Below are 26,816 nucleotides of genomic sequence, written 5' to 3'. Positions count from 1 at the left end.
ACGCCGAGGTCAGTGCACGTAGAGGGTGTGGGGATTGGGGTAGCTGGCCTGGAGGTTGTGGAGCGCGCGGATGTCGGAGGGCTTGAGCTTGATGCAGCCGTTGGACTTGTAGTCGCTATCGCCGTCCCACCGGTACGGCTCGGAGCTGCCCGCCCTGCCGCTGGGGAGCATCTCGCTGTGGACGAACAGGTCGGTGCGCCAGTGGCCGCTGTGGCACCTGTGGTCTCCGAGGTACCAGGCGATGCCGTTGACGCCGTGAGGCCCGCCGTTGTGATGCGGGTAGAACGCTTTGATGCTGTAGCTGCCGTTGGGCAGCCATCCGGCGTTGCTCGCGCAGGTGTTCTTGCTGCCGTTGCCCGAGCCGGCCCGCCAGCTGCCGAGGGTGTGGCTGTGGGGGTGGTCGGGATTCGAGGCCTGTACGTAGACGAAGTACAGACGCGAGTTCTGCGGATTCGACCCCTTCTTGAACTCCAGGTAGCTGTAGTTGCCGCTCGCGGCCCGGGCTGAGGTGTGACCGGTGCCCGGCCCGGCCGCGGGAAGTGCCGTCGACTGGGCCTGCGCCTGCGGAACGGCCATCAGGCCGCCGCTCAATGCCGCGGCCACCGTGCACAGCATGATGCGGCTCTTTCGTGTGGTCATGGATCTCACTCCTGTCGTAGTGAAGCCCGAGCGCGGTCGGCGGACGAACCGGTCGCGGGGCGGTGATCCGATTGTGCCGAGGCAGACAGGGCCGGAGACAGGACATGGCGGCAGGACGGGCAAAGGCGGGACGGCAAGTGCCTGGCCTGCGGTTCTTCGGTGACCGCTGGCGCATTTCTGGGACGCCTGTCGCCTGCTGATGACCGAAAACGGCACCGGAAAGCGCACACCGAATCGGGGCTCGTGCGCCATCGTTGTGAGGGAGACCGCCGCATGCCAGGGGGACAGCATGGGACAGTGGAAGCCGTTGGCCGACGAACTCGAACCGGCGATGCGCCGGTTGGTCGTCCGGCTACGGGAACTCAAGGACCAGATGGGTGTCAGTACCACGACCCTGGCGAACAAGACTGCATACAGCAGGTCGTCATGGGAGCGGTACCTCAACGGCAGGGCGCTGCCGCCGCGTCAGGCCGTCGAGGCCATGGGCAGGGTGTCCGGAACCGACATGGCACAACTGCTCGCCCTGTGGGAACTGGCCAAGCACGCACGCACGCAGGAACAGCAGGTCGGCGTACCTTCGCACGAAGAACGCCGTCCGCGCCGTTGGCGCCCAGTCGTGATCGCGGTCGTCGCCGCGGCGACGCTGGCCGTGCTGGCCGTGGCAGGCTGGATGACGGCACGCGACGACTCGTCATCCGCACCGTCCGGAAAACAGCAGACCCTCGCGGCCGTACAGCCGTCCGGCTTCGCCTGCCGTTACGCCCGACGCAACGGCCGTCTCCTTGCAGGCCACAGTGCGACCGATCCGCTCGTCGTGCTGAATGCCGGCGGCGAGCAGGTCGTCGAGGTGCAGTGTTTGCTGGCTTACCACAAGCATTCACCCGGCCGGATCGACGGTCTCTTCGGTGCGCACACGGAAAAGGCCGTCAAGGAACTACAGCGCGCCGGTGGTGCTGCCGTCGACGGGAAGGTGGGCCCGCAGACCTGGGCCCTGCTGCGGGCGTGAGCGGTGCCACCTGGCGGCCGCTGCCGCCGTCCCTCGATCCGCAGACCGCCTATCTGGTCGGGGTGCTACGGGAGCTGAAGGACCGTTCCGGACTCAGCCTGACCGCCCTGGCCGCCCGGACGCCGTACAGCAGGTCGTCATGGGACCGCTACCTGGGTGGGGTGAAATTCCCTCCGCGGGACGCGGTCGAAATGCTCGGGCGGCTCGCCGGAGAGCCGCCCGAGCGGCTGGTGGCGCTGTGGCAGCATGCCGAGGCACGGTCGAGCGGGCGTGACGCCCAACCCGTGACCGGCGCGGACACACCGGCGAACACCGCACGACAGGACGCCGCCCCGCCGCGGCCTGCCTCCGGCGCCGGGAACCGTTCCGCGGCCACCCACCGGTTCCGTCTGGGGATGATCGTGGCGGCGGTCGTGGCCGTAGTGGCCTGGGCCTGCGCACAGGTCTTCGGCCCGCCGCCTGACAGCGCGCTGTCTGCCGGGTCCGAGCCGTTCAAGCCGGTCCCTCTGACCGTTGGTTGTCGGGGTGATCAGTGCAGGGGCCGAGAGGCGAGCGCGATGGCGTGTGACGTGGACGCGGCTTCGTACGCCGACCTGCGGATCGGCCTGAGTCACGTGGAGCTCAGAATGAGCCCTAACTGCGCAGCAGCCTGGGCACGCATTTCGTACTCCTCTGTCGGCGACCGAGTGACGGTGCAGGATCGCGCCGGCCGTGGTGAGACCGCGACCGTCATCGACGAGGCGTCAACCGAGCAATACGTCGTCACCCACATGCTCCCCGTTCATTCACCCACCCAGGTGCGCGCCTGTTGGAAGCCCCGCGCGGGCGGCAGCCGCTGCACTCCCTGGGGCCGAACGCCGCAGAGTCCCGCCCCCGGGCGTTCTGACGCGTCACGATCTTCTACTCGGACCACGGCGCGCACCAAGGTGAAGGGGACGTCGCTCAGGCCCCTGGCGGGGCCAGGGGCCTGAGCTTCAAGGGGGGCCCGCTCTTGCGCCGCCCGCCGCGAAGGTCCGGTCTAGTACCAGACGTACAGCAAGTACTTGTAGTTCCCGTCGCTGCCGATTCCCCCGGTGCAGTAGTAGTCGTAAGGCAGCGACTCGCCCTCGGAGAGAGTAATTGTCATTCCTGAAGGGGTGGGTTTCGTCAAGGGCGATATATCTGCTGGTTGTTGATGGTTCTGGGCAGCGTTGACCGGTTCGCGGGCAACGGGTGAGGTCGGCGAGCGTGCGGGTGTGCTGTGGGGTTGTGGGTGTCGCTCGTCTCCGCTGTGTGATGCAGGAGGGCAGGGCCAGGGCTCGGCTGCCGGTCATTCCTTCGCGGCGTGAGGCCGCATGGAGCGGTGCGACGTGCGGCAGGCGGGGTCAGTCAAAACCGCGACCGCGCCGGGTGGGGGTCAGACAATTGCCCGACCGCGCGCCTGCCGCCACCGAGCTGCTCACGCGGCCTGGCGGGCCAGGGCGCGGATGTGCGCGTCGCGCAGCCCGTAGTAGACCAGGGTGAGCAGTTTGCGGGCCGCGGCAATCTTCGCGATGTTCTTGCCGCGGCGGGCCTCGATCCGGGCCCGATCCTCCTTGATCTTGGGGGTGGTCTTGCGCTGGATAGCCTCCACGACCGCCCAGCGGACCAGCTTGCTGCCCTGTTTGGTGACGTGTCCGCGGCGTGCGACGGTGTCGGACGCGTAGTGGCGCGGGGTCAGTCCGGACCAGGAACACAATCGGTCGGCGGAGGGGAAGCGGTGCACGTCGCCGATCTCGGCGACCAGCACGGCCGCCAGTACGGGCCCGATGCCGGGCAGCCACTGGATGGCCCCGCAGCCGGCGTGACCGCGAAGTCGTTCGGCGATACGGCGGTTGAAGAGGTCTTTCCTCCGCGTCGAGGATGTCGATCAGCTTCAGCAGGGACGCCACGCGCTGGGCACAGGCGCCGGACAGAGCGGTCCGCTCGAGCTGGACACGGCCATCGACCCCGAACAGGTCGGACACCGCGATGAGCACGCCCGCCTTCGCAAGCACGGCATGTACCTGAGCCTTCAGCCCGGAGCGGAGCGCGACCAGCTTGGCCCGGTAACGCACGAGTTCGCGCAGTTCCCGGGTCTTGGCCGGGGCGATCCATGACTCCGGCAGCCGCCCCATACGCAGTAGGTCGGCCAGGTCCGCAGCATCGCGGACATCGTTCTTGACGCGCCGACAGGCGAAGCCCTTCACGCCCAGCGGGTGCGCCAGGTGAACCTGTGCTCCGGCCGCCTGGAACACGTCGGCCGCCCAGTACCAGCCGTAAGTGGCCTCCAGGACCACGTCCGGGCGGGTCCCGGCCTGCTCGATCTGCAGGCCCAGCGCCACCGGGTCGTTGACGATTCGTACCGCGCTCAGCTGCTCGCCGTGATCGGTCTGCCGCACGATGACGGATCGCCTGCGGTGCAGGTCGATGCCGACGTATTTGTCCGTCATACTCGCTCACCAGGGGCCTCCTTCGCTGTGACGAACGTGAGTACCCGGGACCTACCCCGCCACGGGGGCGGAGGCCCCGCCCCTTCATCGCATCAAGAGCTGTGGATCGCGGTGGCGCAAGGCGAACAAGCGGGGCTGGGCCTTGATGACCAATCCGAGGGCGACCAGGCGCTGCCGAGCCGGAGCGATCAGGCCGTGACTGGTTGTACCTCCTGGGCGGCCCGCGCGTCGTAGACGTCGCGGGCGTCCAAGACGGCATTGATATTTTCCTCGGACCAGGCGCGGATCGCGTGTATCAGCGCGGTGACGCTCTCGCCCAGCCCGGTGGCCGCGTATTCGACCTTCGGCGGAATGGTCGGGTAGACCGTGCGGGTGACCAGGCCGTCCCGCTCCAGGGTGCGCAGGGTCTGGGTGAGCATCTTCTGGGTGATGCCATCCAGGCGGCGCCGCAGCTCGCCAAAGCGCATCGGGCCGCCGGACAGTGCGCCCATGACCAGCATGGTCCACTTGTTGGCGAGTACATCCAGGATCTGGCGCGAGGGGCAGGCGGCCAGATAAGCATCCGCGCCACCGTAGAAGCGCAGGTTGTCAGTAGTACCCATGAGGTACCTATATGCCTTTGAAGTGCCTTCTGTTCAACGGGTACCGCCCTGCCGAGGATAGGGACATCCCAAACGACTCTCCGAACAGGAGTGCATGACAATGCGCGCGATCACCCAGAAGTCCTTCGGCGGCCCCGAAGTGCTGGAGCTCGTCGACGACGCGCCCAAGCCGGCACCTGGACCGACGCAGGTGGTGGTCCGGGTCAGGGCGACGAGCGTCAACCCCGTGGAACTGTTCGTCCGCTCCGGCACCTTCCCGTTGCTGGGCGAGCCGCCTTTCGTCCTGGGATGGGACGTCTCCGGGGTGGTAGAGCAGGTCGATCCGGGTGTGCACCGGTTCCAGGTCGGCGACGAGGTCTACGGGATGCCGTACTTCCCGGCCGCGGCCGGTGCGAACGCCGAGTATCTGGTCGCCCCCGCACGGCAGTTGGCTCGCAAGCCGGCAGGGATCAGCCATGAGCAGGCTGCGGCGCTGCCGCTGGTCGGCCTGACCGCCTGGCATGCGCTGGTGGAGATCGCGCAGCTGCGGCCGGGGCAACGGGTACTGATCCACGGTGCGGGCGGCGGGCTCGGACACGTCGCGGTGCAGCTGGCCAAGCACCTCGGCGCAGAGGTGATCGGCACGGCGAGCGCGTCCAAGCACGACTTCCTGCATGGGTTGGGTGCGGACCAGCTGGTCGACTACCGGACCCTGGACTACACCGAGGTGCTCCGGGAGGCGCCGGTGGACGTGGTGCTGGAGACTCTGGGCGGTGGGAACGCCGAGCGTTCCCTCGGCGTGCTGCGGCAGGGCGGCGTGCTGGTGACGGCGGTGGAGCGGCTCAGCACCACCCTGTCCAAGCTCGCGGAGCAGTCCGGCGTACGCTTCGCGGCGGTCGGCGTGGAACCGGACCCGGCCGGCCTGGAGGCGCTGACCGAGCTGGTTGAGGCGGGGGGGCTTCGGGTGCACTTGCAGCAGGTGTTCCCGCTGGAGAGGTTGCCCGAGGCGCACGAGGTGCTGGCTGCCGGCGGTGTGCAGGGCAAGCTTGCGATCACGGTCTGAATGAATCGCGTGAGGTCTGATCAGGCAGCAGCGTCCTCCCGCCGCTCGGCCAGGACGCCGTTGTCGAAGCGGGCGCCAGCGCGGACCAGGGCGACGAGGTGGGCGCCGGTGATCGCGCGCCAGCGGGCCTGGGCGGACTCGACGAGCTCGAACACCATCGCGAGAGCTGCGGCCGGGCTGCCGGCACCGCGGGTGACCTTGGTGCGGAGCTTGACCGTGGAGAACGTCGACTCGATCGGGTTCGTGGTCCGCAGGTGGATCCAGTGCTCGGCCGGGAAGTCGTAGAAGGCCAGCAGCTCCTCCCGGTCGTCGGTGATCTTCGCGACGGCTCTGGGGAACTTCGCGCCGTAGCTCTTCTTGAACGCCTCGATCGCCTTGTCGGCGTGAGCGCGGTCCTCGGCGTTGTAGATCTCCTGCATCGCCTTCGTCGCGCCGGGCTGTGCCGATTTCGGAAGGGAGTTCGTGACGTTTCGGGCCTTGTGGACCCAGCACCGCTGATGCCGGGCAGCCGGGAACACCTCGGCCAGCGCCTTCCACAGGCCCAGCGCGCCGTCACCGACGGCCAGCTCGGGGTCGCGCATGCCGCGCCTGCGGCAGTCGCGTAGCAGGTCGGCCCACGACTCGATGGACTCGCGCAAGCCCTCCGCCGGCGCGATCAGCTCCTTGGTGCCGTCCAGGCGAACGCCGAGCAGGACGAGCACGCACGAGTGCGCCTGCCCCAGCCGGACCTTGGGGTGCACGCCGTCGGCCCACACGTACACGTAGTCGCGATCCGACAGGTCCCGGTCCTGGAAAGCAGCGTGGTCGTCCTGCCGCTGCTTCGTCAGCCGGGTCACGGTCGCCGCGGACAGACCCGCCGCGCCGCCGAGGAACTGCTCCAGCGCCGGGACGAAGTCACCGGTGGACAGCCCGTGCAGGTACAGCAGCGGCAGTACCTCGGAGATCTTCGGCGACTTGCGGCACCAGGGCGGCAGGATTTTGGAGGAGAACCGCTTGCGCTCCCCAGTCTCCTCATCGATGCGGCGGTCGTTCACCCGCGGCGCCTTCACCTCCACCTGCCCGGCTGCGGTGACCACGGTCCGCGGTTGGTGATAGCCGTTGCGGACCACCAGGCGGCGGCCGACCCCGTCCGTTTCGGCCGTCAACTCGGCTATGTACTAGTTGACTTCGGCCTCCAGGGCGGCGGCGAGCATCCGGCGGGCGCCCTCGCGGACGATCTCGTCGATAAGGGAGCCGGATTCGGTGGAGCCTTCATCGGCGACTACGCTGAGCACAGGCGTGCCTTCCTGACCCACGCTGCGAACGCGGGCCTACTCGGTGACCGTCAAAGGATCATTCGGGAAGGTACGTCCTTCGCGTCCCTCCCAGGGCTGCTCCACAGGTCTTGAGCATTGCTCCCCTGTTCATCCAGGACACCGCTTACAGGACCTTCACCGACCTGCGCGCCCACTGCCGGCGCCTGCATGCCCAGCGCGACGTCCGGCTCATCGCCATTGACGCACTGCACATGCTCAACTACGGCACACGTCAGCTCGGCTCCCGCTACGAAGAGATCTCCGAAATTTCCCGCTGCCTCAAGCTGCTTGCCAAAGAGCTGCAGATCCCGATCGTCGCCGTCTCCACACTCAACCGCAACGCCGAACTGCGCACCGATAGACGGCCCATCTCAGCGACCTACGCGATTCCGGCGCCCTCGAGGACAACGCGGACGTCGTCGTCCTCATCCACCGCGAGGACCACTACGACCGCGAATCCCCGCGTGCCGGCGAGGCCGACCTGATCGTGGCGAAACACCGCGACGGCCCTACCGACACGATCACGGTTGCCTTTTAGGGCCACTACTCCCGCTTCGTTGACATGGCTCAGATGTAGACATGCGTTGTGTACGTACTCGGTGACCAGGTCGACGGACGCGGGCGGGTTCCCCCAGGGCAATGACCGACGTCAGAGACGTCACCTACAGCGAGGACGCCTCGCGGGTACGCACCGGCACCGCACCCCGCGCCATGGCCACCCTGCGCAACCTCGCCATCGGACTCATGCGCCAAGCAGGCTGGACCAATAACGCCGCCGCAGCCGATCACTACCGCTCACGCCCCCAACACGCGACAGCCATGCTCCGACTCACAGCCTGAGAACGCATCACCCCTGCCTCGGTGCCGTCGAACATCTCATTCAGCGTATTGCTCCCGGCGGCGTTTTCTTCAGCATTCGAAGAAGAACACGAACGTCGCCGCCGTAACGGTCGCCCGTGAACTGGCGGGCTGGTGCTGGAGTTTGGCGGTGATGGAGGACTGACGTCCCCGCGGGGCCCACAGAACGGCCGACGGGAGGCCGGGACGTGTTCAGCGCGAGGGACGATGCCCGCGGGCCCTATGAGCACCCGCTCCGGCGGGCCACGCTCGGCTGTAGACCGAAGGCACTGCCCCCGACGAACATCCGGTCATGCGGTACCCAACTCGCGGATATCAGGCTGACCGCGCGTCGTCGCACAACACGCTTCCGGTCTCCCGCCGGCCCCACAGCGCCACCCCCAGACCCACTTCGGCGAGCCCGTACACCCCTGCCCTCTTGACAAAGCGTTCTACATATCAGGGTCGCAAATTTCGTGTCGGAATCTCACGGCTGGTGCCGGATGGAAGTCGGATCCGACGTGGCGCTGAGACATGCAGGTCGCGGCGCCTGTACCTCGTTCGCGTTGAAACGCCGACGGCTGGAAGGCCAAGCGGCCGCGCCGGGAACAGCGGTGCGGCAGGCACGGTTGCATCGACCGAGGGACCGGCGCCGCACGGGCGGGGAACACAGAGACCACAAGGTCGTCCGCCCCACCAGGATCCGGGCCTCAGGATCGCGGTACGCCCGCCGCGATACTTGGACCAAGACGTATTTCTGCAGGAGGACTGTTTGATGACTGACCGGCCCTTGACGCTCATGGCAGTACACGCCCACCCCGACGACGAGGCCACCGGAACCGGAGGGGTCCTCGCACGGTACGCGGCGGAAGGCATCCGCACGGTTCTCGTGACGTGTACCGACGGCGGTTGCGGTGACGGACCGGGGGGTGTCAAGCCGGGCGATCCCGGGCACGATCCGGCGGCGGTCGCCTTGATGCGCCGTCAAGAACTTGAGGCGAGCTGTGACGTCCTGAAGGTCAGCGATCTGGAGATGCTGGACTATGCCGACTCCGGGATGACGGGCTGGCCGAGCAACGACGCCCCCGGATCCTTCTGGCAGACCCCCGTACAGGAAGGCGCGGCCCGACTCGCGGAACTCATGCGGCACTACCGACCTGATGTGGTCGTCACCTACGACGAGAACGGCTTCTACGGCCACCCCGACCACATCCAGGCCCACCGCATCACGATGGCGGCGCTGGAGATGACCGCGCTGACACCGAAGGTGTACTGGACCACGATGCCCCGCTCGATGATGCAGCGGTTCGGCGAGATCATGCGCGAGTTTCATGAGGACATGCCGGAGCCGGATCCTGCCGAGGCCGCCGCGATGGCCGAGATCGGCCTCCCCGACGATGAGATCACCACGTGGGTGGACACCACCGCGTTCAGCGGTCAGAAGTTTGACGCCTTGGCCGCGCACGCCAGTCAGGGCGAGAACATCTTCTTCCTCAAGATGGGCAAGGAGAGGTTCGGCGAGTTGATGGGCATGGAGACCTTCGTACGTGTCCAGGACGCCACCGGCGCGGCCATACCCGAGAACGATCTCTTCGCCGGACTGCGCTGATCCGCCCGTCCGACCAGCCGGGAAAGCGTATCGACCGCACGGCGCGATCGAGCGGGTAACACACTCGGAGGCTCGTCCACGCGAGTTCCGCTCCGGCAGCCCGCGTCCAGGCCCTCGTCGACGACGTCGGGCTGGATACGCCTGAGAAGCTGTGTCGGGTCCTGACATGACAAGTTGAGCGGGCTGCCAGCGCAGGTCAGGATCCAACACACCGTGACCCCGTTTCGCACATGCCGGTTCGTGCGCATCTGCGCGTCATCTGCGCGTCATCTGCGCGTCATCTGCGGTCATCGGCGACAGCTGCGCCTCCAGGGCCATGAACGGCTGGCCCCGCTCGTCGTAGACCATGACGTCGGCACGTCAGTCCCGGGACTGGCTGCTGACCTCCAGCTCCGAACTCCACCCCGCCGCGCGGGCCGCCATCGCCAACTCCAGTTTCAGGAGGTGATGTTCGGCCGATTCGTTCGCCAGCTCGCAGTCGGGCGGCCGTACCTGGTGGTAGAAGTGCCGAAGGCGGTACTGGGAAATGCGGGCGAAGACCCGACCCCGGCACTCGGGACACGTCAGCTCGATGTCTTTGACGCGGTGGACGCCCGACCAGGCACGGTCGCAGCCGAGGTCGTCCAGCGACGCGTCCAGCCGCCCCCACTGCGGATGTACGGCGGTGTAGACATCGGCGATCACGAAGGTCAGGCTCAGGTTCAGGAGGGCTGCTCGCCGGTTGACGCGTTGCGGCAGTCCCGGCAGGGCCAGTGCAGCGATCGCGGCGGTGATCCCCGGGGCGGTGATCATGGCGCCTGCGGTGCCTTCGGACACGTGCAGGTCGGCCGCGACGTCGCTGAGCAGGCCGACGGGCAGGAACTCGTTGGTGACGAGGGTGAAGCTGCCCACTGCCACGGACAGGACCGCCGGCCAGGCTCTCCTGGAGGCCCCTGGGGCAGGCGGTGTGGACTCTTCGACGCTCGTGGTGGTCTTTCTCTGCTCGTCTCGCTGGCTGGGGTGGTGGGAGCGCCGGCCAGGCGGGAGGAGGCCCGCGGCCTCCTCCCGCGGTTGTCAGGCGCGGACCTGGATGTCCACCTGGTCGGTGTAGAAGGCGACGTGGCCGGCGATGGCTGCGACGAAGTCGTACGGCTCGCGGTAGGACCACACCGCGTCGGTGAGTCCGCCTTCGGGAAGGGCGATGCCGTAGTAGGACGCGTCGCCCTTGTAGGGGCAGTACGTCTGGGTGGCGCTGGATGTGAGCAGCGACTGGTCGACGTCGTCGAGCGGGATGTACTGGACGGGCGGGTAGTTGGCCTCGCGCAGGGTCAGGGCCCGGGTGGTGTCGGCGACGATCTGTGTGCCGGCGCGTGCCACGACGCGCTCGCCGGTGGGCTCGATGGTGATCGGATGGTCGGGACCGGGGACCTTGGGTTCCCGTGTCGTCGTCATGGTCGTCTCCTCAATTCCTGGTGGTGGGTGGTCTAGCCGGAGATGAGGTCGAACTCGTTGCCCTCGATGTCGGCGAACGTGGTCCACCGGGCGCCGCCGCGCACGACTTCGTGGAGCTTGGTAGCGCCGAGAGCGAGCAGACGCTCGCTCTCGCCCTCGTAGTTCCTGGTGATCAGATCCGGGTGGAACCGGTTCTTGACGCTCTTGGCCTCCGGCACCTGGTGGAAGGCCAGCCGTGGTCCGCTGCCGGGATCACCGGCCTCCACCACGGCGTCGTGCTCATCTGCCCCGTCGGCGACTGTGCGGTCCAGAACCGCGGCCCAGAATTGTGCCGCGCGTACGGCGTCGGTGGCGTCGAACGACGCGCCGAAGAAGGTGCTGCTCATGCACTGCTCCCTGCACTGAAGAGTGATTAGACCAGTCTGTTCACTGGTTGATGTAACCCTAGAAGCGTCTTTTTGTTGGTGTCAAACCACAGATTAGATGCCTTGACTGCCTGGCCGGGTTGACGAGACTAGACCGACCTGTTTAGCTGGATGGCGAAAGAAGACAGACCGGTCTAACCAAAGCTAGAGGAGTCGCGATCATGTCCGAGACGCAGACAGCCCTGGTGACCGGCGCGACGTCCGGCATCGGCCGGGCCGCAGCGCTGAAGCTCGCCCGGGACGGATTCAAAGTCCTGGTCCACGGACGCGACGCCGACCGCGGAGCCACAGTTGTCAAGGAGATCGAGAGCACAGGCGGCAGCGCCGAGTTCCTCGCCGCCGACCTCACCGATGTCGGTGCCGTCAGGCAGCTTGCGGCCACGGCCGGGGACATCGACGTTCTCGTCAACAACGCCGGGTTCTCCTGGTTCGGCCCCACCGCCGACCTGGAGCCCGACACCTACGACGCGCTGTTCGACGCCAACGTGCGCAGCGCCTACTACCTCACGGCTGCCATCGCGCCGGCGATGGCCGAGCGCGGCGACGGCATCGTGATCAACCTGGGCAGCATGGCCGGGCAGGTCGGCCTGGCGGGCGGCGCCGCCTACAGCGCCACCAAGGCCGCGCTCGCCTCGCTGACCCGTTCCTGGGCCGCCGAGTACAGCCCGCGGGGTGTTCGGGTCATCACCGTCGCCCCCGGACCGGTCTACACCGGCGGCTCCTCCAGGGAGAACCTCACGGCCCTGGGCAAGACCACGCTCCTGGCCCGCACGGCGGAGGCCGAGGAGATCGGAGACGTCATCGCATTCCTGGCCTCGCCGGCCGCCGGCTACATCACCGGCGTTGTCATCCCCGTCGACGGCGGACGCACCGCCGTCTGACCCCCACCCCTACAGAAACCGAGCAAGGCAATGGACAACCCCGTCGTATTGATCACCGGTGCCCTCACCGGCATCGGCCGCGCCGCCGCCGTCGCCTTCGCCAAGCAGGGCGCGAACGTGGTCGTCACCGGACGCCGCGATGAGGCCGGCAAGGCCCTGGTCGAGGAACTGCGTGCCGCCGGCTCGTGGGCCGAGTTCATCAACGCCGACGTCCGCAACGAGGACGACGTACGCGCCATGGTCGACGAGACCGTCGCACGGTTCGGCCGTCTGGATGTCGCGGTGAACAACGCCGGCACCGAAGGCCGGCCAAGCCTGATCACCGACCAGAGCGCGGAAACGTACAACGCGACGTTCGACACCAACGTCCTCGGCGTGCTCCTGAGCATGAAGCACCAGGTCCGCGTCATGCAGGAACAAGGCGGCGGAAGCATCGTGAACATCTCCTCGACCTACGGGCACGAGGGTGCGGCCGGAGCCTCCGTCTACGTCGGCAGCAAGCACGCCGTCGAAGGCATCACCAAGTCGGTGGCCCTGGAGGTCGCAGCCTCGGGAATCCGCGTCAACGGTGTGGCCCCCGGCCCCACGGACACCGGCATGCTGACCCGCTTCACCGGCACACCGGAGAACAAGGCAGCGCTGGTGAGCGAGGTCCCGCTGGCCCGCCTCGGGCTCTCGGAGGAGGTCGCCGCCGCGATCGTGTTCATCGCATCGGACGAGGCGTCGTTCATCACCGGCCACATCCTCAACGCCGACGGCGGTCACACCGCCAACTGATCCGCTCCGGGTGCAGAGCTTCCCTGTGCACCCGGACGCCCCCACGTGCGGCTGCCGGAATCCGCCGCCCGGCCCACCACCTCACCTCCACACGCTGATCCGAGGAGAAGCGCCAGCATGCCCGATCACACCCACGACACCGCTCCGACCCAGTTCGTCGAGGCAGGCGGCATCCGTTTCGCCTACCGGCGCTTCGGCAACACAGCCGCCGGCCGGACACCGGTGGTGTTCTTCCAGCACTTCATCGGCAACCTCGACGACCATGACCCGGCGATCAGCGACGGATTCGCCGCCGACCGTGAGGTCATCCTGTTCAACAACACGGGAGTGGCCTCCACCAGCGGCGTCGTCCCGGACACCATCGAGCAGATGGCCACCGACGCGGGCAGCTTCATCGACGCCCTCGGGCTGACGAGCGTGGACCTGGTCGGCCACTCCATGGGCGGCCTGGTCACCCAGCAGGTCGCCATCCAGCGCCCCGACCTGGCCCGCAAGCTGGTGCTGATCGGCACCGGCCCGCGCGGCGGCGTGGGCATCGGCGAGACGCCGGCGGATACCGCCGCACTGTTCACCGTCAAGCTGCCCCGGCAGGAAGACATGTGGCTCCCGGTCCTGTTCGCCCCGACCGAGACCAGTCAGAAACTGGGCCGCGCATACGTCGAGCGGATCGTGGCCCGCAAGGACCGCGACGCCTCCCCGTTCGGCAAGCAGGTCTACGCGGGCCAGGGCACCGCCATCCACACCTACGGCGCCACGAAGGACCCCGCGTACTCGGTCCTGAAGAACATCACGATCCCGGTCCTGGTGGTCAACGGCACCGACGACATCATCATCCCCACGATCAACTCGTACATCCTCCAGCAGTTCCTCCCGGACGCCGAGCTGATCATCTACCCGGACGCCAACCACGGCGCCCACTTCCAGTACCCCGAGCGGTTCGTCGCCCACACCAGGCTCTTCCTCGACCGCTAGGACGTAGCGGCCAGGTAGCAGGCCCGCAGAGCAGAGGCGATCACCGCAGCACGGTGACCGCCTCTGCTCGTCAGCGAGGGAAGACAGGTCTGTCTGGCTCTGTTGGACGGGGTAGAAGGCGAATAAGTCCCCGCGCGGAGCCGTAAACTGGACCGCCAGTCTGAAAGAAGGAAGCCATCATGCCCACCAAGGCCAACGCCTCGAAGCCGTCCGTGCGTGAACGTCTGCTGGCCGCCGCCGACGAGCTGTTCTACAGCGAGGGCGTGCAGAGCGTCGGCATCGACCGCATCGTGCAGAAGGCCGGCGTGGCCAAGGCATCGCTCTACAACCTGTTCGGCAGCAAAGAAGAACTGGTCCAGGCATACCTCGACGCCCGCCACGCCAACACCCGTGACCAGGTCGAACGCGCCCTGACCCGGTTCCGGACGCCACGCGAACGCCTCCTCGGAGTCTTCGACGCGCAAGGCCAGCTGTTCACCGAACCCGACTTCAACGGCTGTGCGCACATGACGGCCAGCGCGGAGGCACGGCACGGCAGCCCCGTCGAGGGCGCCGCGGACCGGTACCGGCTGTGGGTGCGGACCATGTTCACGGATCTGGCGCGGGAGGCCGGCGTCACCGACGCCGAGGGCCTGGCGCGGCAGCTGCACCTTCTGTACGACGGTGCGGGGGTTTCGGCACGGATGGACCGGGATCCGTCCGCGGCGACGACGGCCCGCGCGGCAGCTGCGGCGCTGTTCGACGCCGCAGTCAGGGACAAGGAACTGGTCGACGCCGGGCAGTAATCCGGTGAGACGCCGAAGCCCCCGCTGAGGACCAGCTCAACCGGGGCGTCCGAGGGCATTACAGCGACGACAACGGCACCACCTTCCACACCGCGGGCATCGAACGGACCCGCGATCCAAGCGCGTCGTCGCGTTCGCCCAGCATGACGGCGTCCTGTTCGCCGCCACGGCCAGCATTCGGTACCCGGGTGACCCGGCGGTGATCACCGGCGGGTCAAGGCGTCCTGCGGTCCCGGGACAACGGCACGACCTGGCACGATGCCTCCGACGGCCCGTCCTTCCTCGACGTACGCGCCCTGGTGGTCGATCCCGATCAGTCGTGCCTGTACGCGGGCCTGCGCGGCGGCAGCGTGCACCGACTGGCCCTGTAGCGGCAGAACCGCTGGCACATCGGGTTTCCGTACCCGCGTCCACCGCACGGTGGTACGGAAACCCGACCACACCCATTGAGCGAATTCCAACTTGAAGCTGCTGGTGGGCGGGCTGGTATGGCACTCGTGTGGGGTACTCGCGCTGGTAGGGGGTTGTGATCGCCGGGATTCTGGTAGGGGGTTGTGGTCGCCGGGATTGATCGTCTGTCGCGTGACCTATCGGGTGGTCTCTAAGTCAAGCCCGGCGCCCGCCGCCGGTCACTCGCCCCGGGCGGGTGCCAGTCCACCGGCGGCGGCAGCGTGCCCTGCGCGATTATGTTCGCGTAGACGCTCTCCAGCGCATGGCTGAGCGGCCCGACAAGCTCGCGCGGCAAGCCGTCGAAGAACAGGCGACGCACGAGTTCCACGTGTCCCAGAGCCGCGGCCTCGAGCACCTTTCGGCCGTGTTGGGTCAGACTCACCTCGGTCACGCGCCGGTCGTTCGCAGACAGGCTGCAGCTCACCAGTTCCCGCTTGGCCATCCGCCGCACGTGGTGCGAGACCCGGCTGCGCTCCCAGCCGATCTGCGCGGCCAGCACCGTGATCGGCATCGGGCCCCCGTCGGCGACGCTCAGGGCCGTCAGGACATCGTAATCCGGCAGGGACAGATCGCTGTCGGACTGCAGCTGGCGATTCATCTCGTAGGTCAGCCGCAGCTGAACCCGGATGTACGCCAGCCAGGCTCGTTGCTGTTCGCCGTCGAGCCACCCGCCCTCGGGCACCGGCGCGCCGCCGTTGGCATTGCGTGACATGTCACCTATGCTTTCTGTCTAGCACCACCGTCGAGGCGTGCCGCTCCCATATCCTCTCGCGCGGACCGCCAGGAGCAGGGGGACCCATGCCGTACGCAGCAGTGCTCACCGGATACGGATCGCCCGAGACGCTCGTGTGGTCGGAAGTCGCCCTGCCCGCACCCGGGCCTGGCCAGATCAGGATGCGCGTACACGCGGCGGGAGTCGGCCCGACCGACCTGAAGATCCGGCGCGGCGACCTCCGAGAGGTCTTCCCGCTGCCCGACCCCGCCGTTCTCGGCTTCGAGGCCGCCGGCACCGTCGACGCCCTCGGCCCGGGCGTGACTGGCGTGTTGTTGGGTGACGAGGTCGCCGCCCAGCTGCCCACGCTCGGCGGGTACGGCGAATACGCCCTCGCCTCGGCCTGGACCGTCAAACCGGAGACCGTCAGCTGGGCCGACGCCGCAGCGCTGCCCGCCTCGGCCGAAGCCGCCGTCGGCGTCCTGCGCCAGCTCGGCGTCACCTCCGGCGAGACTCTGCTCGTCCTCGGGGGCGGAGGCTCGGTCGGCGTGATCGCCACCCAGCTGGCCGTATCCCAGGGCCTCACAGTCTTCAGCGCCACCGGCCCGAGCGACGAGCAGTTCGCCAAGGATCTCGGCGCGATCCCGGTCCGCTACGGATCGGCGCTCCTTGCGCAGATGCGCGCGCACGTCGGCAAGGTGGACGCCGTCTTCGACGCCGGAGGCAAGGGCGGCCTGCGCGACGCTGTCGAACTCGCGGGCGGCCCCGCGCGCGTGATCACCCTCGCGGACGAGCACGCGGCCGACTTCGGCGTCGCCCTCTCCGCCCCCACCCCGGACCGTGCCCCCGACGCGGTCGAGCAGACCATGCCGCTACTCGCTTCCGGGCAACTCCGCCTGCGTGCCCAGCGGCTGCTGCCGATGCGGGACGCCGCGCAGGCGCACGCCCTCCTCGAAGTGGGCACAGCGCACGAAAAGCTCATCCTTACCGCTTAGCGTCCTATCGCGGCGTACTGTCAAGATCGACCGCAGGAGGAGCCAGATGGAGAGCCCGATCGAGGTAGTGCGCAGGTTTTGCGCGGCGTGGTCGGACAACACCGCGGCCGCCGAGCTGGCAGCATTTTTCACCGACGACGCCATCTACCACAACATCCCGCTGGAGCCGATCACCGGCCGGGAGGCCATCGCCAACACCATCACCTCGTTCATCCGCCCTGGCCCGCCAGGCATTGAGCACATCGAGTTCCGCGTCATCAACATCGCAGCCGATGGACCGATCGTGATGACCGAGCGGGTGGACGTCTTCAAGCTCCCTGACAAATCGTTCGAACTGCCGGTCATGGGGACCTTCGAGGTCACTGATGGCAAGATCAACGCCTGGCGCGACTATTTCGACATGAGCCAGTTCACCAGCCGGATGGGATAAGGCTGGACCTCCTCAGCGCTCGAGCTCACATTGAGGTTTTTCATCCTGATTTCGCAGGTGGGATGGCGGATTTGACGATTGAGCGCATACGAGCGCTGGCCGCGCGCCCGGATCAGGTCGAGTGCCAGACGCTGGAGTTCAAGCGCGAGTACTCCTCCAGCCTGTTGAAGTCGATCGCCGCCATGGCCAATACCTACGGCGGCATGATCCTCGTCGGTGTCAACGACCGAGCCGCCGACGGCGAAGACCGGGTCGTAGGCGTCGACGCGCAGAGCGCGCTCGACCAGATCGTCAGCGGCTGCTACGAGAAGTTCGACCCGCCATGGGAGCCTAAGTTCATCCCGGTTCCGCTGGACGACGGCTCCGGCCGGAGCGTGATCGTCATCAAGATCGATCCCAACGCTGCTCCTCGCCCGCTCCTGATGGACATGAAAGCGCCGATCCGGCTGAGCGGCCGCAACGCCTCGGCCGACCGCGACCGCCTCCTGGCCCTCGCATGCGAGGACCGCCTGGCTGAAGCCGTGCCCATGGGGCAGCACGTCACGTCCCCGCAGATCCCGCAGGACAACGACGGGTCCCCGACAGCTGACTTCATCTTCCGTACCGGCATCAACGTGCCGATCGGCGAGGCAGCGGCGTGGCGCCCTCTGTCAGAACGCACCCTCGCCACGCTCACGAAGGCACTGAACGACGCCCCCCTTCCGCACGCCTTGCTGGACATCTGCCACGGCGCGGTCGACGGCTTCCATCACTTCCGGCGAGCCGGGTTCCACCGGCCCAGCAGCACCGTCCGGGGCGCGGCGAGGGAACCGGTGACGGCACAGATGACCGCCTCGGTGGTGACACGCACCTTGTACTTCCGCCACGACCGCACCGGCCGGTAGGGCTCGTCCAGCCGCTTGAAGCACAGCCCCTCCAGCCCGGCCGCCGACCACCCCAGCCACTGTTCCGCCTGTACCGGGTCGGTGGTCGACGGGCACAGCGTCAACGGCGCCTTCAGACTGCGGTCCGCGAACAGCGCTTCCCGGGCGGCACGCCGCCGCTCGTACGGCCAGCCGGTCAGGTCCTTGCCCGCGTGCACCGGGTCGAAGGCCACGTAGTGCGCCGGCCACCGGCGCGTTGCCTCGGCTGCAGCGGCCCCCCGCGTTGGGCGAGACGCTGCTGGAGCCGCTCGAACGCCAGCCGGTCGGACTCCCACACCACCAGCTCGCCGTCCAGCCCGATGTCCGCCGGCAGCTGCGCGAGGGCCGCCGCCTGGATCTCGGGGACGAGCCGGTCATGTCTGTTCCCTGCCGGGAGCGCAGCATCACCCGCCCGTCCGCGTACACGGCGAGCTGGGCGCGGAAGCCGTCCGACTTCGGTTATGCGCTATTGAGCTGTCCACGGGCTATCGTCCAGCGCCATGTCGATCACGGGCCGGCGGGTCACTTCACCCGCCGGGAGCTCGCGTGGCCGCGTGAAGAGACCCCACTCATGCGGGAGTTCGGCACGATGCTCCTCCTGAGTCCCGCCGGCAGGCCGCCTGACATCGTGCGGTCACGGAATTCCCCAGGTGACCATGTTGGTCAGTCTGGCCTTGTGTCGTCGGTGGCGGTGCCGCGGTGTGGCTCGTCGGGTTCGTGCGGGACTTCGGGTGGGAGGAAGGCTCCTGTATCGCGCAGTTCGCGGACGATGTCGATGAGCGCGGTGACGGCGGGATCGGTGGTGTCGCGGTGCCAGACGATGCTGTGGCCGGCGTAGGGGCTCGGGTCGGTGAAGGGGCGATAGACGACTCCGGCGAAAGGCCTGGCTGCGGCTGCGCTGGTGATGGTGAGTCCGATGGCCGAGCCGGTGAGCACCAAGGGGAGGAGCCGGTCGAGGCTGGAGATCTCGCGGTGGATGGTCACCGTGGCGTCTCGGGCTTCGAGCTGGCTGACGAAATGATCGTGCAGCCATGGGTTGACCTCGCGCTCGACGATGACCAGGGGCTGGTGGGACAGCTGGGCGGGGTCGATCGATTGATGGGCGGCGAGGGGATGATCGGCGGCCAGCGCGACCACGAGCGGTTCACGGGCAACCAGGAGCGAGGCCAGGTCGGGCGGCGGGTGCTCGGTGGTCCAGCAGAAGCCGAGGTCGAGGCGGCGGTCGCTGAGCTCGGACAGCTGGGCGACAGTGGTCATCGGTCGCGGGGCCAGGCGGACGTCGGGGAAACGGGCGTGCAGCGCGGGCACCGTGAGTTGGAACAGCAGCGGACCAAGATCCTCCGCGTAGCCCAGACGAAGTTCGTCGACCGTGCCGGTGGCGACGCGGCGGCCGACGTCGAGGGCGTGGCGGACAGCGGCGATCGCGCTGCGCGCCTCGGGCAGGAACGCCTCGCCCACCGCGGTGACGGTCACGCGTCGGCTGGTACGGGTGAACAGGGGGGCGCCGAGCTCACGCTCCAGACGACGGATCTGCTCACTGACCGACTGCTGAGTGACGTGCATCCGCGCCGCGGCCCGGCCGAAGTGCAGTTCCTCGGCGACGGCGACGGCGTATTCCAGCTGGCGAAGCTCCACACCCCCATATTGACAGGTTCAGCCTGTCGACCATGCGGGCGTTCGTCGTTGATCGTGTCGCGGGCGCGGCGCTCTCATGGAGGACAGGAACCGACCGTCCGACCCAAGGAGTACCGACATGAGGACCTGGTTCATCACCGGAACCTCCAGCGGCTTCGGCCGCCAGATGACCGAGCTGCTGCTGGAACGCGGCGACCGCGTCGCCGCCACCTTGCGCAACCCCGCCCGACTCGACGACCTGGCCGCGCGACACGGCGACCGGCTGTGGCGCGCGGAGCTGGACGTCACCGACACCACACGCATGCGGAAGGTCGTGGACAGCGCGTTCGCCGATCTCGGACGCATCGACGTGGTCGTCTCCAACGCCGGCTACGGTCTCATCGGCCTGGCCGAGGAGCTGACCGACGAGCAGATCGAGCGCCAGATCGACACCAACGTGATCGCCCCCATCCAGCTCGCGCGCGCGGTGACGCCGTACCTGCGCGCGCAGGGCGGTGGCAACTTCCTGCAGACCTCCAGCATGGGCGGCCATATCGCCTTCCCCGCGATGTCGCTCTACCACACCAGCAAGTGGGGCATCGAGGGCTTCTTCGAGGCCTACGCGCTGGAGACCGAACCGTTCGGCATCCACACCACGCTGATCGAACCGGGCATGGTCGCCACCGACTTCTACGGCGCAGCGGACAGCACCCCCTCACAGCTGCCCGCCTACGCCGGCACCCAAGCCGCGGATTTCACCCACGGCAAGAGCAGCGTGCCCCTGGAGGCCATGCCCGGTGACCCGCGCAAAGTCGCTGAAGCCATGATCCGCATCGGCGACCTCAAGGAGCCGCCGCGGCGCCAGCTCCTCGGCTCCGACGCCTACCACCTGGTCCACGACGCCCTCACCGCCCGGCTGGAAAGCGCTCAGGCCCAGCGCGAGGTCGCCTTCTCCACCGACCGGGACGGCTTCACGCCGCCCCGAACGTGACGCCCCACCATCGACTCACCGCAAAAGGACCTCTGCCATGCCACGCTTCACCGACAAGACCGTCATCGTCACCGGCGCCGCCGGCGCCCTGGGCGCCGGCATGGTCCGCCGCTTCGCCGCCGAGGACGCCCGCGTGGTGGTCGGCGCCCGCCGTCGGGAGCAGGTCACCGGACTCCTCGACGAGCTCGGCACCGACCGTGCGGTATTCGCCCAGCTCGACGTCACCAGCGAACGGGACTGGACCGCTGCCGTCGCCACCGCAGAAGCCGCTTTCGGCCCGGTCTCCGTTCTCGTCAACAACGCGGCCCGGGCCATCGTCGGCACCACCATGTCGTTGACCCCGGACGAGTTCCGGGAGGTGATCGACACCAACCTCGTCGGCACCTTCCTGGGCACGCGGGCGGCCGTGCCGTCGATGCGCCGACGCGGCGGCGGCTCCATCGTCAACATCAACTCCACTGCGGGGATCGGCGCCGCCGCAGGGCTGGCCGCCTACGGCACCAGCAAGTGGGGCATCCGGGGACTGACCAGGATCAGCGCGAAGGAGCTCGGCCGGGACAACATCCGCGTCAACGGCGTGCACCCCGGCATCATCGAGACTCCTCTGGCCTACGACCCTGCCACCGGCGAACTCATCGTCGGCATCGACGACCAGCCCATTCCTCGCCTGGCCGACGTCGACGAAATCAGCAGCCTTGTGCTGTTCGTCGCGTCGGACGACGCCGGCTACTCGACCGGCGCGGAGTTCGTCGCCGACGGCGGCTACCTCCTCGGGCCCGTTCCCGCCACGAAGCCGTGACTTTGGTGTCGATGCGCTGCAGCCACATGGCGTGCCACACCCGCATTCTGTGGAATCAACATTGTCGAGGCTGCATGGAGTACGGAGTCCTGCCGCTTGGCCCGCACCAAGGCGAACAAGATAACGGGATCAAGTAGTGCCAAGTACACGAGCCCGCGGGGCGTGGCGACCTGCCGTGGCGGTCGTGACGCGTTGGCGACCGGCAGGTGTTCAGGACCGGTCACGACGAGGACCCAGTAGGCGGGTCCACCGTCGGTGCCGAGCGCGACAGAGCCGTTGTCGTAGACAGTGGCGACGCGCTCGTGGTGGTCGTCGGCGAGGGGCTCGCTCTTGCAGGCCCAGGTCTCCTGGAGCGGGAACAGGGCGGCGAGATTCCGGTCCCCCCGGTGGTGCCAGTCCGGGGGGAGCCGGCCGAGGGGCAGGAGGCTGTCCAACTCGTGCTGCTCCCCTGGTCCGGATGGCGCCGGCTCAGGCCCCGTTGAAGTGCTCGTCGACGAAACCCGGCTTGGCGTCGTCGATCGCCCGCCGGTACCGCTCGGCGATGTGATCGGGGTCGAACGGGGTGCCCGGCTCGACCGCCCCGTTGACCGTGAGGGTGAGGACCCGTATGCCGTCGTCGGCCAGCTGGGTGCCCAGCAGGTTCGCGACCCCGCGCAGCCCCAGCTTGCCCAGGGACAACGTGGCGAGGCTCGGGTGCGGCTGGTCGGCCAGACCGCCACCGGTGAACAGCAACGTGCCGCCGCCGGAGGCTCGCATGGCCGGCACCGCGACCTGGGCGGCCACCACCGCGCCGACGACGTCGACGGTGTAGGCGCCCAGCAGGTCCTCGGGCGCGGCCGACAGGAGGTCGTCGGGCGTCAGCCGGGCAACGTTGTACAGCACGACGCCGGGCGGGTTCGGGGCCGCGTAGAGCGAGCTCAACGCCTCGCGCAGCTGCCCGGGGTCGGCCGCGTCGACGCGCACGACGGCCACCTCGGCCCCGGTTGGGTGCAGGTCGGCGGCGAGCTCCTCAAGCTTGTCCCGGTGCCGGGCGGCCAGGGTCACCCGGTAGCCGTCGCGGGCGAAGCGACGGGCAGTGGCGGCGCCGATGCCGGGGCCGGCACCGATCACGAGCAGGTGGCGTGCGTCGGCGGGATGCGGCGAGGGGGACGTAACGGCGGACACGGTAGGAGGGCTCCTTCAGAGCAGGGTGCACAAGGCCGATGGCCGTATCGTTTCCGGTCCCAAGACTGGTATCAAGTCACTGCTGATGCTAGCTTCCAGACTGAGTGGGGGGCTGGCTGGCTGCCCCCGGAGGATCCTGATGGTTGTGTACACCGTGCCGCGGCCCGAGGAGCCGGTCGACCCGTCGCCCGGTTCCGGTCATGCCATCGGTCTTGAGAGCCGCGGCGACTTTGACGGCGCGGCTGTCCGGCGCCGAGAGCTCGCCGTCTTCCTGCGCAGCCGGCGCGAGCGCATGTCGCCGAGCGAGCTCGGTATCGTGGCGATCACTCGGCGGCGCACCCCCGGTCTGCGCAGGGAGGAGGTCGCCCAGCACGCCGGGATGAGCGTCACCTGGTACACGGCCCTGGAGCAGGCCCGCGACGTGCGCCCCTCGCCGCAGGTACTCAACGCGCTCGCCCGCACACTGCGCCTGGACCACGACGAGCGCCACCACCTCTACCGGCTCGCCGGTGCCGTGGACGACGCCGTGGTCGCGGAGTGCAACGCCGTGAGTACCGAGTTGCACGCCGTGCTGGACAAGCTCGACCCTTACCCCGCCTGCGTCCAGAACGGGAAGTTCGACCTGCTCGCCTACAACAGCGCGATGCGCCTGCTGATCACCGACCTCGACGAGGTGCCGATCGCACAGCGCAACTGCGTCTGGCTCACCTTCACCGAGCCTCGCTGGCGCGAGCGCGTCGTCGACTGGGAGCAGGCCGCGGCTCGCCAGGTCGCGAACCTGCGCGTCGCAATGGCCGAGCACGTCGACGACGGCCGATGGAAGGCGCTGGTTTCGCGGCTGCGCGCGGAGTCGTCGGAGTTCGCCGAACTGTGGGACCGGCACTCCGTCCGCGGTGTCGACGCCGGTGTGCTGCGCCAGATCGACAACCCCGCGATTGGTCGGATGACCTTCACTGTCTCCAACACCTGGGTCGCGCCCGGCTCGACGACCCGCCTGCAGGTGCTGCTCCCCGCGGATCCCCACACCGTCGAGCGGCTGACCAGGCTGGTCGCCGACGCCGGCTGAGCCCGTCCCGCGCTCAGCCGGCCCGGTCGTCGGGTCAGTCCCCCGCGGTGCAGCAGACCGGCCAGTGGGGCATCGGCCACCGTCTCGCCGTTTGCCCCTGGTCAGTGGCAGGTGCCGACGATCAGCCGCGGCGGCGGATCAAACCGTTTTGGCCACGCCACTCCTTCGGTCCGCGGGCGGTCACACGTCGACCGCAACCCCGGTCTCCCCCGGTCGCGCATGCAGGTGGGGCAGAGAGAGCGAGCCGGCCGCGATCGCGAGCATGATCGCGGCCTGGACCGCGAGCGACACCACGAAGGCGGTGCCGACGCCGGTCTTCTCAAGCCCGACGAACAACGTGCCCAGCGTCGCCACCCCGAGTGCCAGGCCGGACTGTTGCGCTGTGGTGACCACACCGCCCCCCACCCCCACCAGGTGCTCGGGGACGTCGAGCAGGATCAGCCGGAAGAGGCAGGCGAAGACGAGCGCCTGGCCGGCCCCCGCCAGCACGAGTCCCGGTGCGAACGCCCAGTAGTCGGTGTGCGGCCACGTGGTCACGGTGACCAGGACGAGCACCAGGAGGCCGAGGGCGACGGCCACCGCGGCGACGGCGACGACGCGGCGGGCGTCGAACCGGGCGATGGCGCGCGGCGCGGCGAGGGACCCGGCGAAGTAGGCGACCGCCAGGGGGAGGACCGCCAGACCCCCGCCGAGCACCCCACTGTGCAGGCCCGTCTGGACGGTGAGGGCGAACACGAACATGAAGGCGCCGTAGGTGAGCATGAAGGGGAGGTGCATCGCGAAGCCGCGCCTCATCGACCGCAGCCGCAGCAGCGAGGGGGGCAGCAGCGGCACCCGCCCGGCCGCCTCGGCGCGACGTTCGATGACGACCGTCGCCGCCGCGAGCACCGGCACCAGCGCCAGCGCGCCCCAGCTCCACGGGGGCCAACCGATCGTCGGTCCCTCCGCGAGCGGCACCAGCAGGGACACTAGGGTCCCGGCGAACAGGAGCGTCCCCACCAGGTCGAGCCCGAGCGGGTGTGGCGAGCGGGACGCCGGGACGAAGCGCCCGGCCGCGATCAGGGCCACCGCACCGATCGGCACGTTGACCAGGAAGATCGGCCGCCATCCGGTGCCCGCGACGTCGGCGGTCACCAGCAGGCCACCGACGAGCTGGCCGACCACGATCGCCGCGCCCGCGGCCGAGCTGTACAGCCCTAGGGCCCGGTGCCGCCGTTCCCCGCTCAGCGTCGCGTGGAGCGTTGCGATCACCTGGGGGACGACCAGGCCCGCCGCGGCCCCCTGCAGGATCCGCGCCGCGAGCAGGACGCCGATCCCGGGAGCCGTCCCGCAGACCAGCGAGGTGAGCACGAAGCCGGACATCCCTATCAACAGCATCCGCCGCCGGCCGATCATGTCGCCCAGCCGCCCGCCGAGGACCAGTGTCGCGGCATAGGCCGTCCCGTAGCCGGCGACGACGAGTTCGAGCGCGCCGGCACTCGCCTCCAGCGACGACTGGATCGTGGGAAGCGCGACGTTGACGATGAAGAAGTCGACCTGGGGCAGGAAGACCGCGGTGATCAGCACGGCGAGGCCGGCCCTGGTCAGGCCGGTGGCCGGCTGGGCGGAATCGCCCGCGGTTCGGGCGGCGGCTGTAGGACGGGGGGACGAGGTCATGGCCCCCATGCTCGGCGCCCTCCGCGCGGGCAGCCAGCAACGCTTCATCCTAGGAGTCGCAGTGACCGGCGCGGAGCGGAAGCATCGGATCGACAGGGCCGACAGGCCGGGGCCACGTGGCGCATTGCCTCCCGTCCGGAGGCAACCGCGGGGCAACATCACGCACCTGCTGACCGACAACCACTGCACCGCCACGGCTTTCCCCGTCTGGAGGACTGGTGGGATGGTGCACGCTCAGCGCCTCACCCCCCGCCTGCGCGGGGAGGACTCCCTCCGGCCGCCGAACGCCGTGCGGATGTCCGGCTCACCCCCGCTTGCGCGGGGAGGACCGGCGCGAGCAGCGAGACGACAACGGCTCCACCGGCTCACCCCGGGGAGGACTGTCAACACTCTATTGAGAACTGGCACGTTGACGTCTCACCCCCTCTCGACACCCCCGCCTGCGCGGGGAGGACGAAGGCCCCGAATCCACCTTCGGCCTCGGCTACGGCTTACCCCCGCCTGCGCGGGGAGGACCCACCGTCAATCGCGGTGAAGTGGAAGCCGTTCGGCTCAGTGCCCGTGTCTCATCCTCCGGTATGGAACCGCCACCGGCCTTCAGAAATGACATCCACCTTGCCGTCCCTGACGCGAACGGCCGTCTCGTCGTCGATGAAGTAGATCGGGAAGTCCGCCCGCGCGGCGATGCGATCAGCCCAGGCGTCGTCCCGCTCGGGGAAATCCGGCGAGTACAGGTGGGGCTTGAGATACCAGTCGAAGAGGCCGAACGGCGGCTCCACGGTCGTCGCGCCGAGCACGTGGAGGTCCGTGGTGTCCCCGATGACGTCGGCGGAGTGTCCGGTGAGATGACGGCTGAAGATCATTGATCCGGCGCTGACCCCCACATAGACCCGGTTCTCCAGCGCCTCCAGGAAGCCGTCGGTCAGGCCGTTGCCGGTGATGCTGCGCGCGAGGTGGTAGTGGCTGCCGCCCTCGACATAGATGACGTCGGCGTGGAGCAGCCGGTCGAGCACCATCTGCCGGGGCAGGCCGTTCAGCTCCAGGACGTCGAACTCCCGCCAGCCGAGGCCGTGCAGCCGGTTCATGTCCGCGACGAACCACCCGTGGTCCCCGGGCTCGGCGACTGATGCCGTGGGAACGTACACGACGTTCGCCGATCCGAACGGCTTTCCCAGCATGTCCCGCAGCGCATCCCGCAGCGTCTCGTTGCGCAGGCCACTCGCCGTCAACAGAAGGTTCATCGGGCGAGCCAAGCACGGCTGACGGGCGCGCGCAACGAACCCCAG

Annotated in this window: 26 protein-coding genes and 4 pseudogenes; 16 read left to right on the top strand and 14 right to left on the bottom strand. The window is 68.7% G+C overall.

The features are described from left to right. Positions 1–9: 9 nt before the first annotated feature. A complete protein-coding gene (locus ACFZDJ_RS19740) occupies positions 10–639 on the bottom strand; it encodes a hypothetical protein (RefSeq protein WP_390940525.1) in 630 nt (209 codons plus the stop codon). A gap of 199 nt (positions 640–838) precedes the next feature. On the opposite strand from ACFZDJ_RS19740, the gene ACFZDJ_RS19735 reads away from it, so the two are divergent. Beyond that, complete coding sequence (locus tag ACFZDJ_RS19735; protein ID WP_391060440.1) at positions 839–1,645, top strand: peptidoglycan-binding protein; 807 nt, start codon at positions 839–841, stop codon at positions 1,643–1,645. Then, the gene (locus tag ACFZDJ_RS19730) at positions 1,642–2,616 is read left to right on the top strand and encodes a DUF2690 domain-containing protein (RefSeq protein WP_391060438.1); all 975 of its coding nucleotides are present in this window, start codon (positions 1,642–1,644) and stop codon (positions 2,614–2,616) included. The genes ACFZDJ_RS19735 and ACFZDJ_RS19730 overlap by 4 nt, the downstream gene beginning before the upstream one ends. A gap of 467 nt (positions 2,617–3,083) precedes the next feature. On the opposite strand, the gene ACFZDJ_RS19725 is transcribed toward ACFZDJ_RS19730, so the two are convergent. The 3 genes and pseudogenes from ACFZDJ_RS19725 to ACFZDJ_RS19715 all read right to left on the bottom strand — a co-directional run bounded on the left by ACFZDJ_RS19725 (position 3,084) and on the right by ACFZDJ_RS19715 (position 4,697). Next, complete coding sequence (locus ACFZDJ_RS19725; protein ID WP_391060591.1) at positions 3,084–3,443, bottom strand: transposase; 360 nt, start codon at positions 3,441–3,443, stop codon at positions 3,084–3,086. Between the two features lie 220 nt (positions 3,444–3,663). Further along, positions 3,664–4,095, bottom strand: a pseudogene (locus ACFZDJ_RS19720) (transposase); the annotation flags it as partial. A 188-nt stretch (positions 4,096–4,283) separates the two neighbouring features. Beyond that, a complete protein-coding gene (locus tag ACFZDJ_RS19715; protein ID WP_266635543.1) occupies positions 4,284–4,697 on the bottom strand; it encodes a helix-turn-helix domain-containing protein in 414 nt (137 codons plus the stop codon). Between the two features lie 100 nt (positions 4,698–4,797). Here ACFZDJ_RS19715 and ACFZDJ_RS19710 point away from each other — a divergent pair, with 100 nt between their 5' ends. Next, positions 4,798–5,739, top strand: a complete 942-nt coding sequence (locus ACFZDJ_RS19710; RefSeq protein ID WP_391060589.1) for a zinc-binding dehydrogenase — start codon at positions 4,798–4,800, stop codon at positions 5,737–5,739. Between the two features lie 20 nt (positions 5,740–5,759). Here ACFZDJ_RS19710 and ACFZDJ_RS19705 read toward each other — a convergent pair. After that, positions 5,760–7,013 (bottom strand): annotated as a pseudogene (locus ACFZDJ_RS19705) (IS256 family transposase). A 110-nt stretch (positions 7,014–7,123) separates the two neighbouring features. Between ACFZDJ_RS19705 and ACFZDJ_RS19700 the strand changes: the two are divergent. From ACFZDJ_RS19700 to ACFZDJ_RS19690, 3 genes and pseudogenes are all read left to right on the top strand, one after another. Then, a pseudogene (locus ACFZDJ_RS19700) lies at positions 7,124–7,572 on the top strand (DnaB-like helicase C-terminal domain-containing protein). 101 nt (positions 7,573–7,673) lie between these two features. After that, positions 7,674–7,874: a hypothetical protein gene (locus ACFZDJ_RS19695; RefSeq protein ID WP_390935067.1), complete on the top strand. Its 201-nt coding sequence runs from the start codon at positions 7,674–7,676 to the stop codon at positions 7,872–7,874. 772 nt (positions 7,875–8,646) lie between these two features. Next, positions 8,647–9,480, top strand: a complete 834-nt coding sequence (locus ACFZDJ_RS19690; RefSeq protein ID WP_217573683.1) for a PIG-L family deacetylase — start codon at positions 8,647–8,649, stop codon at positions 9,478–9,480. A gap of 360 nt (positions 9,481–9,840) precedes the next feature. Here the strand turns inward: ACFZDJ_RS19690 and ACFZDJ_RS19685 are convergent, their stop codons facing one another. The 3 genes from ACFZDJ_RS19685 to ACFZDJ_RS19675 all read right to left on the bottom strand — a co-directional run bounded on the left by ACFZDJ_RS19685 (position 9,841) and on the right by ACFZDJ_RS19675 (position 11,297). Next, positions 9,841–10,377, bottom strand: coding sequence for a hypothetical protein (locus ACFZDJ_RS19685; protein ID WP_391060436.1), 537 nt, complete (start codon positions 10,375–10,377; stop codon positions 9,841–9,843). Positions 10,378–10,533: 156 nt separating this feature from the next. Continuing rightward, positions 10,534–10,911: a DUF427 domain-containing protein gene (locus ACFZDJ_RS19680; protein ID WP_390935072.1), complete on the bottom strand. Its 378-nt coding sequence runs from the start codon at positions 10,909–10,911 to the stop codon at positions 10,534–10,536. 32 nt (positions 10,912–10,943) lie between these two features. After that, positions 10,944–11,297: a VOC family protein gene (locus ACFZDJ_RS19675; RefSeq protein ID WP_390935074.1), complete on the bottom strand. Its 354-nt coding sequence runs from the start codon at positions 11,295–11,297 to the stop codon at positions 10,944–10,946. Positions 11,298–11,497: 200 nt separating this feature from the next. Here ACFZDJ_RS19675 and ACFZDJ_RS19670 point away from each other — a divergent pair, with 200 nt between their 5' ends. The 4 genes from ACFZDJ_RS19670 (at position 11,498) to ACFZDJ_RS19655 (ending at position 14,751) form a co-directional block, all read left to right on the top strand. Further along, positions 11,498–12,217 carry an SDR family NAD(P)-dependent oxidoreductase gene (locus tag ACFZDJ_RS19670; RefSeq protein WP_391060433.1) on the top strand — a complete coding sequence of 240 codons (720 nt, stop codon included), beginning with the start codon at positions 11,498–11,500 and terminating at the stop codon, positions 12,215–12,217. A gap of 30 nt (positions 12,218–12,247) precedes the next feature. After that, positions 12,248–12,994: a glucose 1-dehydrogenase gene (locus ACFZDJ_RS19665; RefSeq protein WP_391060431.1), complete on the top strand. Its 747-nt coding sequence runs from the start codon at positions 12,248–12,250 to the stop codon at positions 12,992–12,994. 117 nt (positions 12,995–13,111) lie between these two features. Beyond that, positions 13,112–13,966 carry an alpha/beta fold hydrolase gene (locus ACFZDJ_RS19660; protein ID WP_391060429.1) on the top strand — a complete coding sequence of 285 codons (855 nt, stop codon included), beginning with the start codon at positions 13,112–13,114 and terminating at the stop codon, positions 13,964–13,966. A 179-nt stretch (positions 13,967–14,145) separates the two neighbouring features. Continuing rightward, complete coding sequence (locus ACFZDJ_RS19655) at positions 14,146–14,751, top strand: TetR family transcriptional regulator (RefSeq protein ID WP_390935081.1); 606 nt, start codon at positions 14,146–14,148, stop codon at positions 14,749–14,751. 601 nt (positions 14,752–15,352) lie between these two features. Here ACFZDJ_RS19655 and ACFZDJ_RS19650 read toward each other — a convergent pair. After that, positions 15,353–15,913, bottom strand: a complete 561-nt coding sequence (locus tag ACFZDJ_RS19650; protein WP_383744004.1) for a MarR family winged helix-turn-helix transcriptional regulator — start codon at positions 15,911–15,913, stop codon at positions 15,353–15,355. Positions 15,914–15,999: 86 nt separating this feature from the next. On the opposite strand from ACFZDJ_RS19650, the gene ACFZDJ_RS19645 reads away from it, so the two are divergent. The 3 genes from ACFZDJ_RS19645 to ACFZDJ_RS19635 all read left to right on the top strand — a co-directional run bounded on the left by ACFZDJ_RS19645 (position 16,000) and on the right by ACFZDJ_RS19635 (position 18,222). Then, the gene (locus ACFZDJ_RS19645; protein WP_391060427.1) at positions 16,000–16,908 is read left to right on the top strand and encodes an alcohol dehydrogenase catalytic domain-containing protein; all 909 of its coding nucleotides are present in this window, start codon (positions 16,000–16,002) and stop codon (positions 16,906–16,908) included. 46 nt (positions 16,909–16,954) lie between these two features. Then, positions 16,955–17,338: a limonene-1,2-epoxide hydrolase family protein gene (locus ACFZDJ_RS19640; protein ID WP_391060425.1), complete on the top strand. Its 384-nt coding sequence runs from the start codon at positions 16,955–16,957 to the stop codon at positions 17,336–17,338. A 71-nt stretch (positions 17,339–17,409) separates the two neighbouring features. Continuing rightward, positions 17,410–18,222, top strand: coding sequence for an RNA-binding domain-containing protein (locus ACFZDJ_RS19635; protein ID WP_391060423.1), 813 nt, complete (start codon positions 17,410–17,412; stop codon positions 18,220–18,222). Between the two features lie 26 nt (positions 18,223–18,248). On the opposite strand, the pseudogene ACFZDJ_RS19630 reads toward ACFZDJ_RS19635, so the two are convergent. Together ACFZDJ_RS19630 and ACFZDJ_RS19625 are read right to left on the bottom strand one after the other, a co-directional pair. Further along, a pseudogene (locus ACFZDJ_RS19630) lies at positions 18,249–18,419 on the bottom strand (ATP-dependent DNA ligase); the annotation flags it as partial. Positions 18,420–18,903: 484 nt separating this feature from the next. Then, on the bottom strand, positions 18,904–19,875 hold the full coding sequence (locus tag ACFZDJ_RS19625) for a LysR substrate-binding domain-containing protein (protein WP_391060420.1): 972 nt from the start codon (positions 19,873–19,875) through the stop codon (positions 18,904–18,906). Between the two features lie 118 nt (positions 19,876–19,993). Between ACFZDJ_RS19625 and ACFZDJ_RS19620 the strand changes: the two genes are divergently transcribed. Further along, the gene (locus tag ACFZDJ_RS19620) at positions 19,994–20,845 is read left to right on the top strand and encodes an SDR family oxidoreductase (protein ID WP_391060418.1); all 852 of its coding nucleotides are present in this window, start codon (positions 19,994–19,996) and stop codon (positions 20,843–20,845) included. 37 nt (positions 20,846–20,882) lie between these two features. Beyond that, positions 20,883–21,644, top strand: a complete 762-nt coding sequence (locus ACFZDJ_RS19615) for an SDR family oxidoreductase (RefSeq protein WP_391060416.1) — start codon at positions 20,883–20,885, stop codon at positions 21,642–21,644. A gap of 468 nt (positions 21,645–22,112) precedes the next feature. On the opposite strand, the gene ACFZDJ_RS19610 is transcribed toward ACFZDJ_RS19615, so the two are convergent. Beyond that, entirely contained in the window at positions 22,113–22,808 is a 696-nt protein-coding gene (locus tag ACFZDJ_RS19610; protein ID WP_391060414.1) for an SDR family NAD(P)-dependent oxidoreductase, read from the bottom strand. Positions 22,809–22,947: 139 nt separating this feature from the next. Here ACFZDJ_RS19610 and ACFZDJ_RS19605 point away from each other — a divergent pair, with 139 nt between their 5' ends. Beyond that, positions 22,948–23,874, top strand: coding sequence for a helix-turn-helix domain-containing protein (locus ACFZDJ_RS19605; protein WP_390935099.1), 927 nt, complete (start codon positions 22,948–22,950; stop codon positions 23,872–23,874). 180 nt (positions 23,875–24,054) lie between these two features. Here ACFZDJ_RS19605 and ACFZDJ_RS19600 read toward each other — a convergent pair whose 3' ends face one another. Both ACFZDJ_RS19600 and ACFZDJ_RS19595 read right to left on the bottom strand, forming a co-directional pair. Then, positions 24,055–25,530, bottom strand: coding sequence for an MFS transporter (locus ACFZDJ_RS19600; protein ID WP_391060412.1), 1,476 nt, complete (start codon positions 25,528–25,530; stop codon positions 24,055–24,057). Positions 25,531–26,096: 566 nt separating this feature from the next. Beyond that, the gene (locus ACFZDJ_RS19595; protein ID WP_391060410.1) at positions 26,097–26,771 is read right to left on the bottom strand and encodes a Type 1 glutamine amidotransferase-like domain-containing protein; all 675 of its coding nucleotides are present in this window, start codon (positions 26,769–26,771) and stop codon (positions 26,097–26,099) included. Positions 26,772–26,816 lie beyond the last annotated feature (45 nt).

It is taken from the genome of Streptomyces sp. NPDC007896 (assembly GCF_042959425.1).
Classification (GTDB): Bacteria; Actinomycetota; Actinomycetes; order Streptomycetales; family Streptomycetaceae; genus Streptomyces.
Note: the sequence above shows the minus strand (reverse complement) of the source record. Positions and strands in the feature narration are given on the sequence as shown.

What these genes read in the sequence shown, in the direction of transcription:
- ACFZDJ_RS19740 (WP_390940525.1), bottom strand. Translation starts at nt 639, where the DNA reads ATGACCACACGAAAGAGCCGCATCATGCTGTGCACGGTGGCCGCGGCA.
- ACFZDJ_RS19735 (WP_391060440.1), top strand. Translation starts at nt 839, where the DNA reads ATGACCGAAAACGGCACCGGAAAGCGCACACCGAATCGGGGCTCGTGC.
- ACFZDJ_RS19715 (WP_266635543.1), bottom strand. Translation starts at nt 4,697, where the DNA reads ATGGGTACTACTGACAACCTGCGCTTCTACGGTGGCGCGGATGCTTAT.
- ACFZDJ_RS19710 (WP_391060589.1), top strand. Translation starts at nt 4,798, where the DNA reads ATGCGCGCGATCACCCAGAAGTCCTTCGGCGGCCCCGAAGTGCTGGAG.
- ACFZDJ_RS19695 (WP_390935067.1), top strand. Translation starts at nt 7,674, where the DNA reads ATGACCGACGTCAGAGACGTCACCTACAGCGAGGACGCCTCGCGGGTA.
- ACFZDJ_RS19690 (WP_217573683.1), top strand. Translation starts at nt 8,647, where the DNA reads ATGACTGACCGGCCCTTGACGCTCATGGCAGTACACGCCCACCCCGAC.
- ACFZDJ_RS19680 (WP_390935072.1), bottom strand. Translation starts at nt 10,911, where the DNA reads ATGACGACGACACGGGAACCCAAGGTCCCCGGTCCCGACCATCCGATC.
- ACFZDJ_RS19675 (WP_390935074.1), bottom strand. Translation starts at nt 11,297, where the DNA reads ATGAGCAGCACCTTCTTCGGCGCGTCGTTCGACGCCACCGACGCCGTA.
- ACFZDJ_RS19670 (WP_391060433.1), top strand. Translation starts at nt 11,498, where the DNA reads ATGTCCGAGACGCAGACAGCCCTGGTGACCGGCGCGACGTCCGGCATC.
- ACFZDJ_RS19665 (WP_391060431.1), top strand. Translation starts at nt 12,248, where the DNA reads ATGGACAACCCCGTCGTATTGATCACCGGTGCCCTCACCGGCATCGGC.
- ACFZDJ_RS19660 (WP_391060429.1), top strand. Translation starts at nt 13,112, where the DNA reads ATGCCCGATCACACCCACGACACCGCTCCGACCCAGTTCGTCGAGGCA.
- ACFZDJ_RS19655 (WP_390935081.1), top strand. Translation starts at nt 14,146, where the DNA reads ATGCCCACCAAGGCCAACGCCTCGAAGCCGTCCGTGCGTGAACGTCTG.
- ACFZDJ_RS19650 (WP_383744004.1), bottom strand. Translation starts at nt 15,913, where the DNA reads ATGTCACGCAATGCCAACGGCGGCGCGCCGGTGCCCGAGGGCGGGTGG.
- ACFZDJ_RS19645 (WP_391060427.1), top strand. Translation starts at nt 16,000, where the DNA reads ATGCCGTACGCAGCAGTGCTCACCGGATACGGATCGCCCGAGACGCTC.
- ACFZDJ_RS19640 (WP_391060425.1), top strand. Translation starts at nt 16,955, where the DNA reads ATGGAGAGCCCGATCGAGGTAGTGCGCAGGTTTTGCGCGGCGTGGTCG.
- ACFZDJ_RS19620 (WP_391060418.1), top strand. Translation starts at nt 19,994, where the DNA reads ATGAGGACCTGGTTCATCACCGGAACCTCCAGCGGCTTCGGCCGCCAG.
- ACFZDJ_RS19615 (WP_391060416.1), top strand. Translation starts at nt 20,883, where the DNA reads ATGCCACGCTTCACCGACAAGACCGTCATCGTCACCGGCGCCGCCGGC.
- ACFZDJ_RS19605 (WP_390935099.1), top strand. Translation starts at nt 22,948, where the DNA reads ATGGTTGTGTACACCGTGCCGCGGCCCGAGGAGCCGGTCGACCCGTCG.
- ACFZDJ_RS19600 (WP_391060412.1), bottom strand. Translation starts at nt 25,530, where the DNA reads ATGACCTCGTCCCCCCGTCCTACAGCCGCCGCCCGAACCGCGGGCGAT.
- ACFZDJ_RS19595 (WP_391060410.1), bottom strand. Translation starts at nt 26,771, where the DNA reads ATGAACCTTCTGTTGACGGCGAGTGGCCTGCGCAACGAGACGCTGCGG.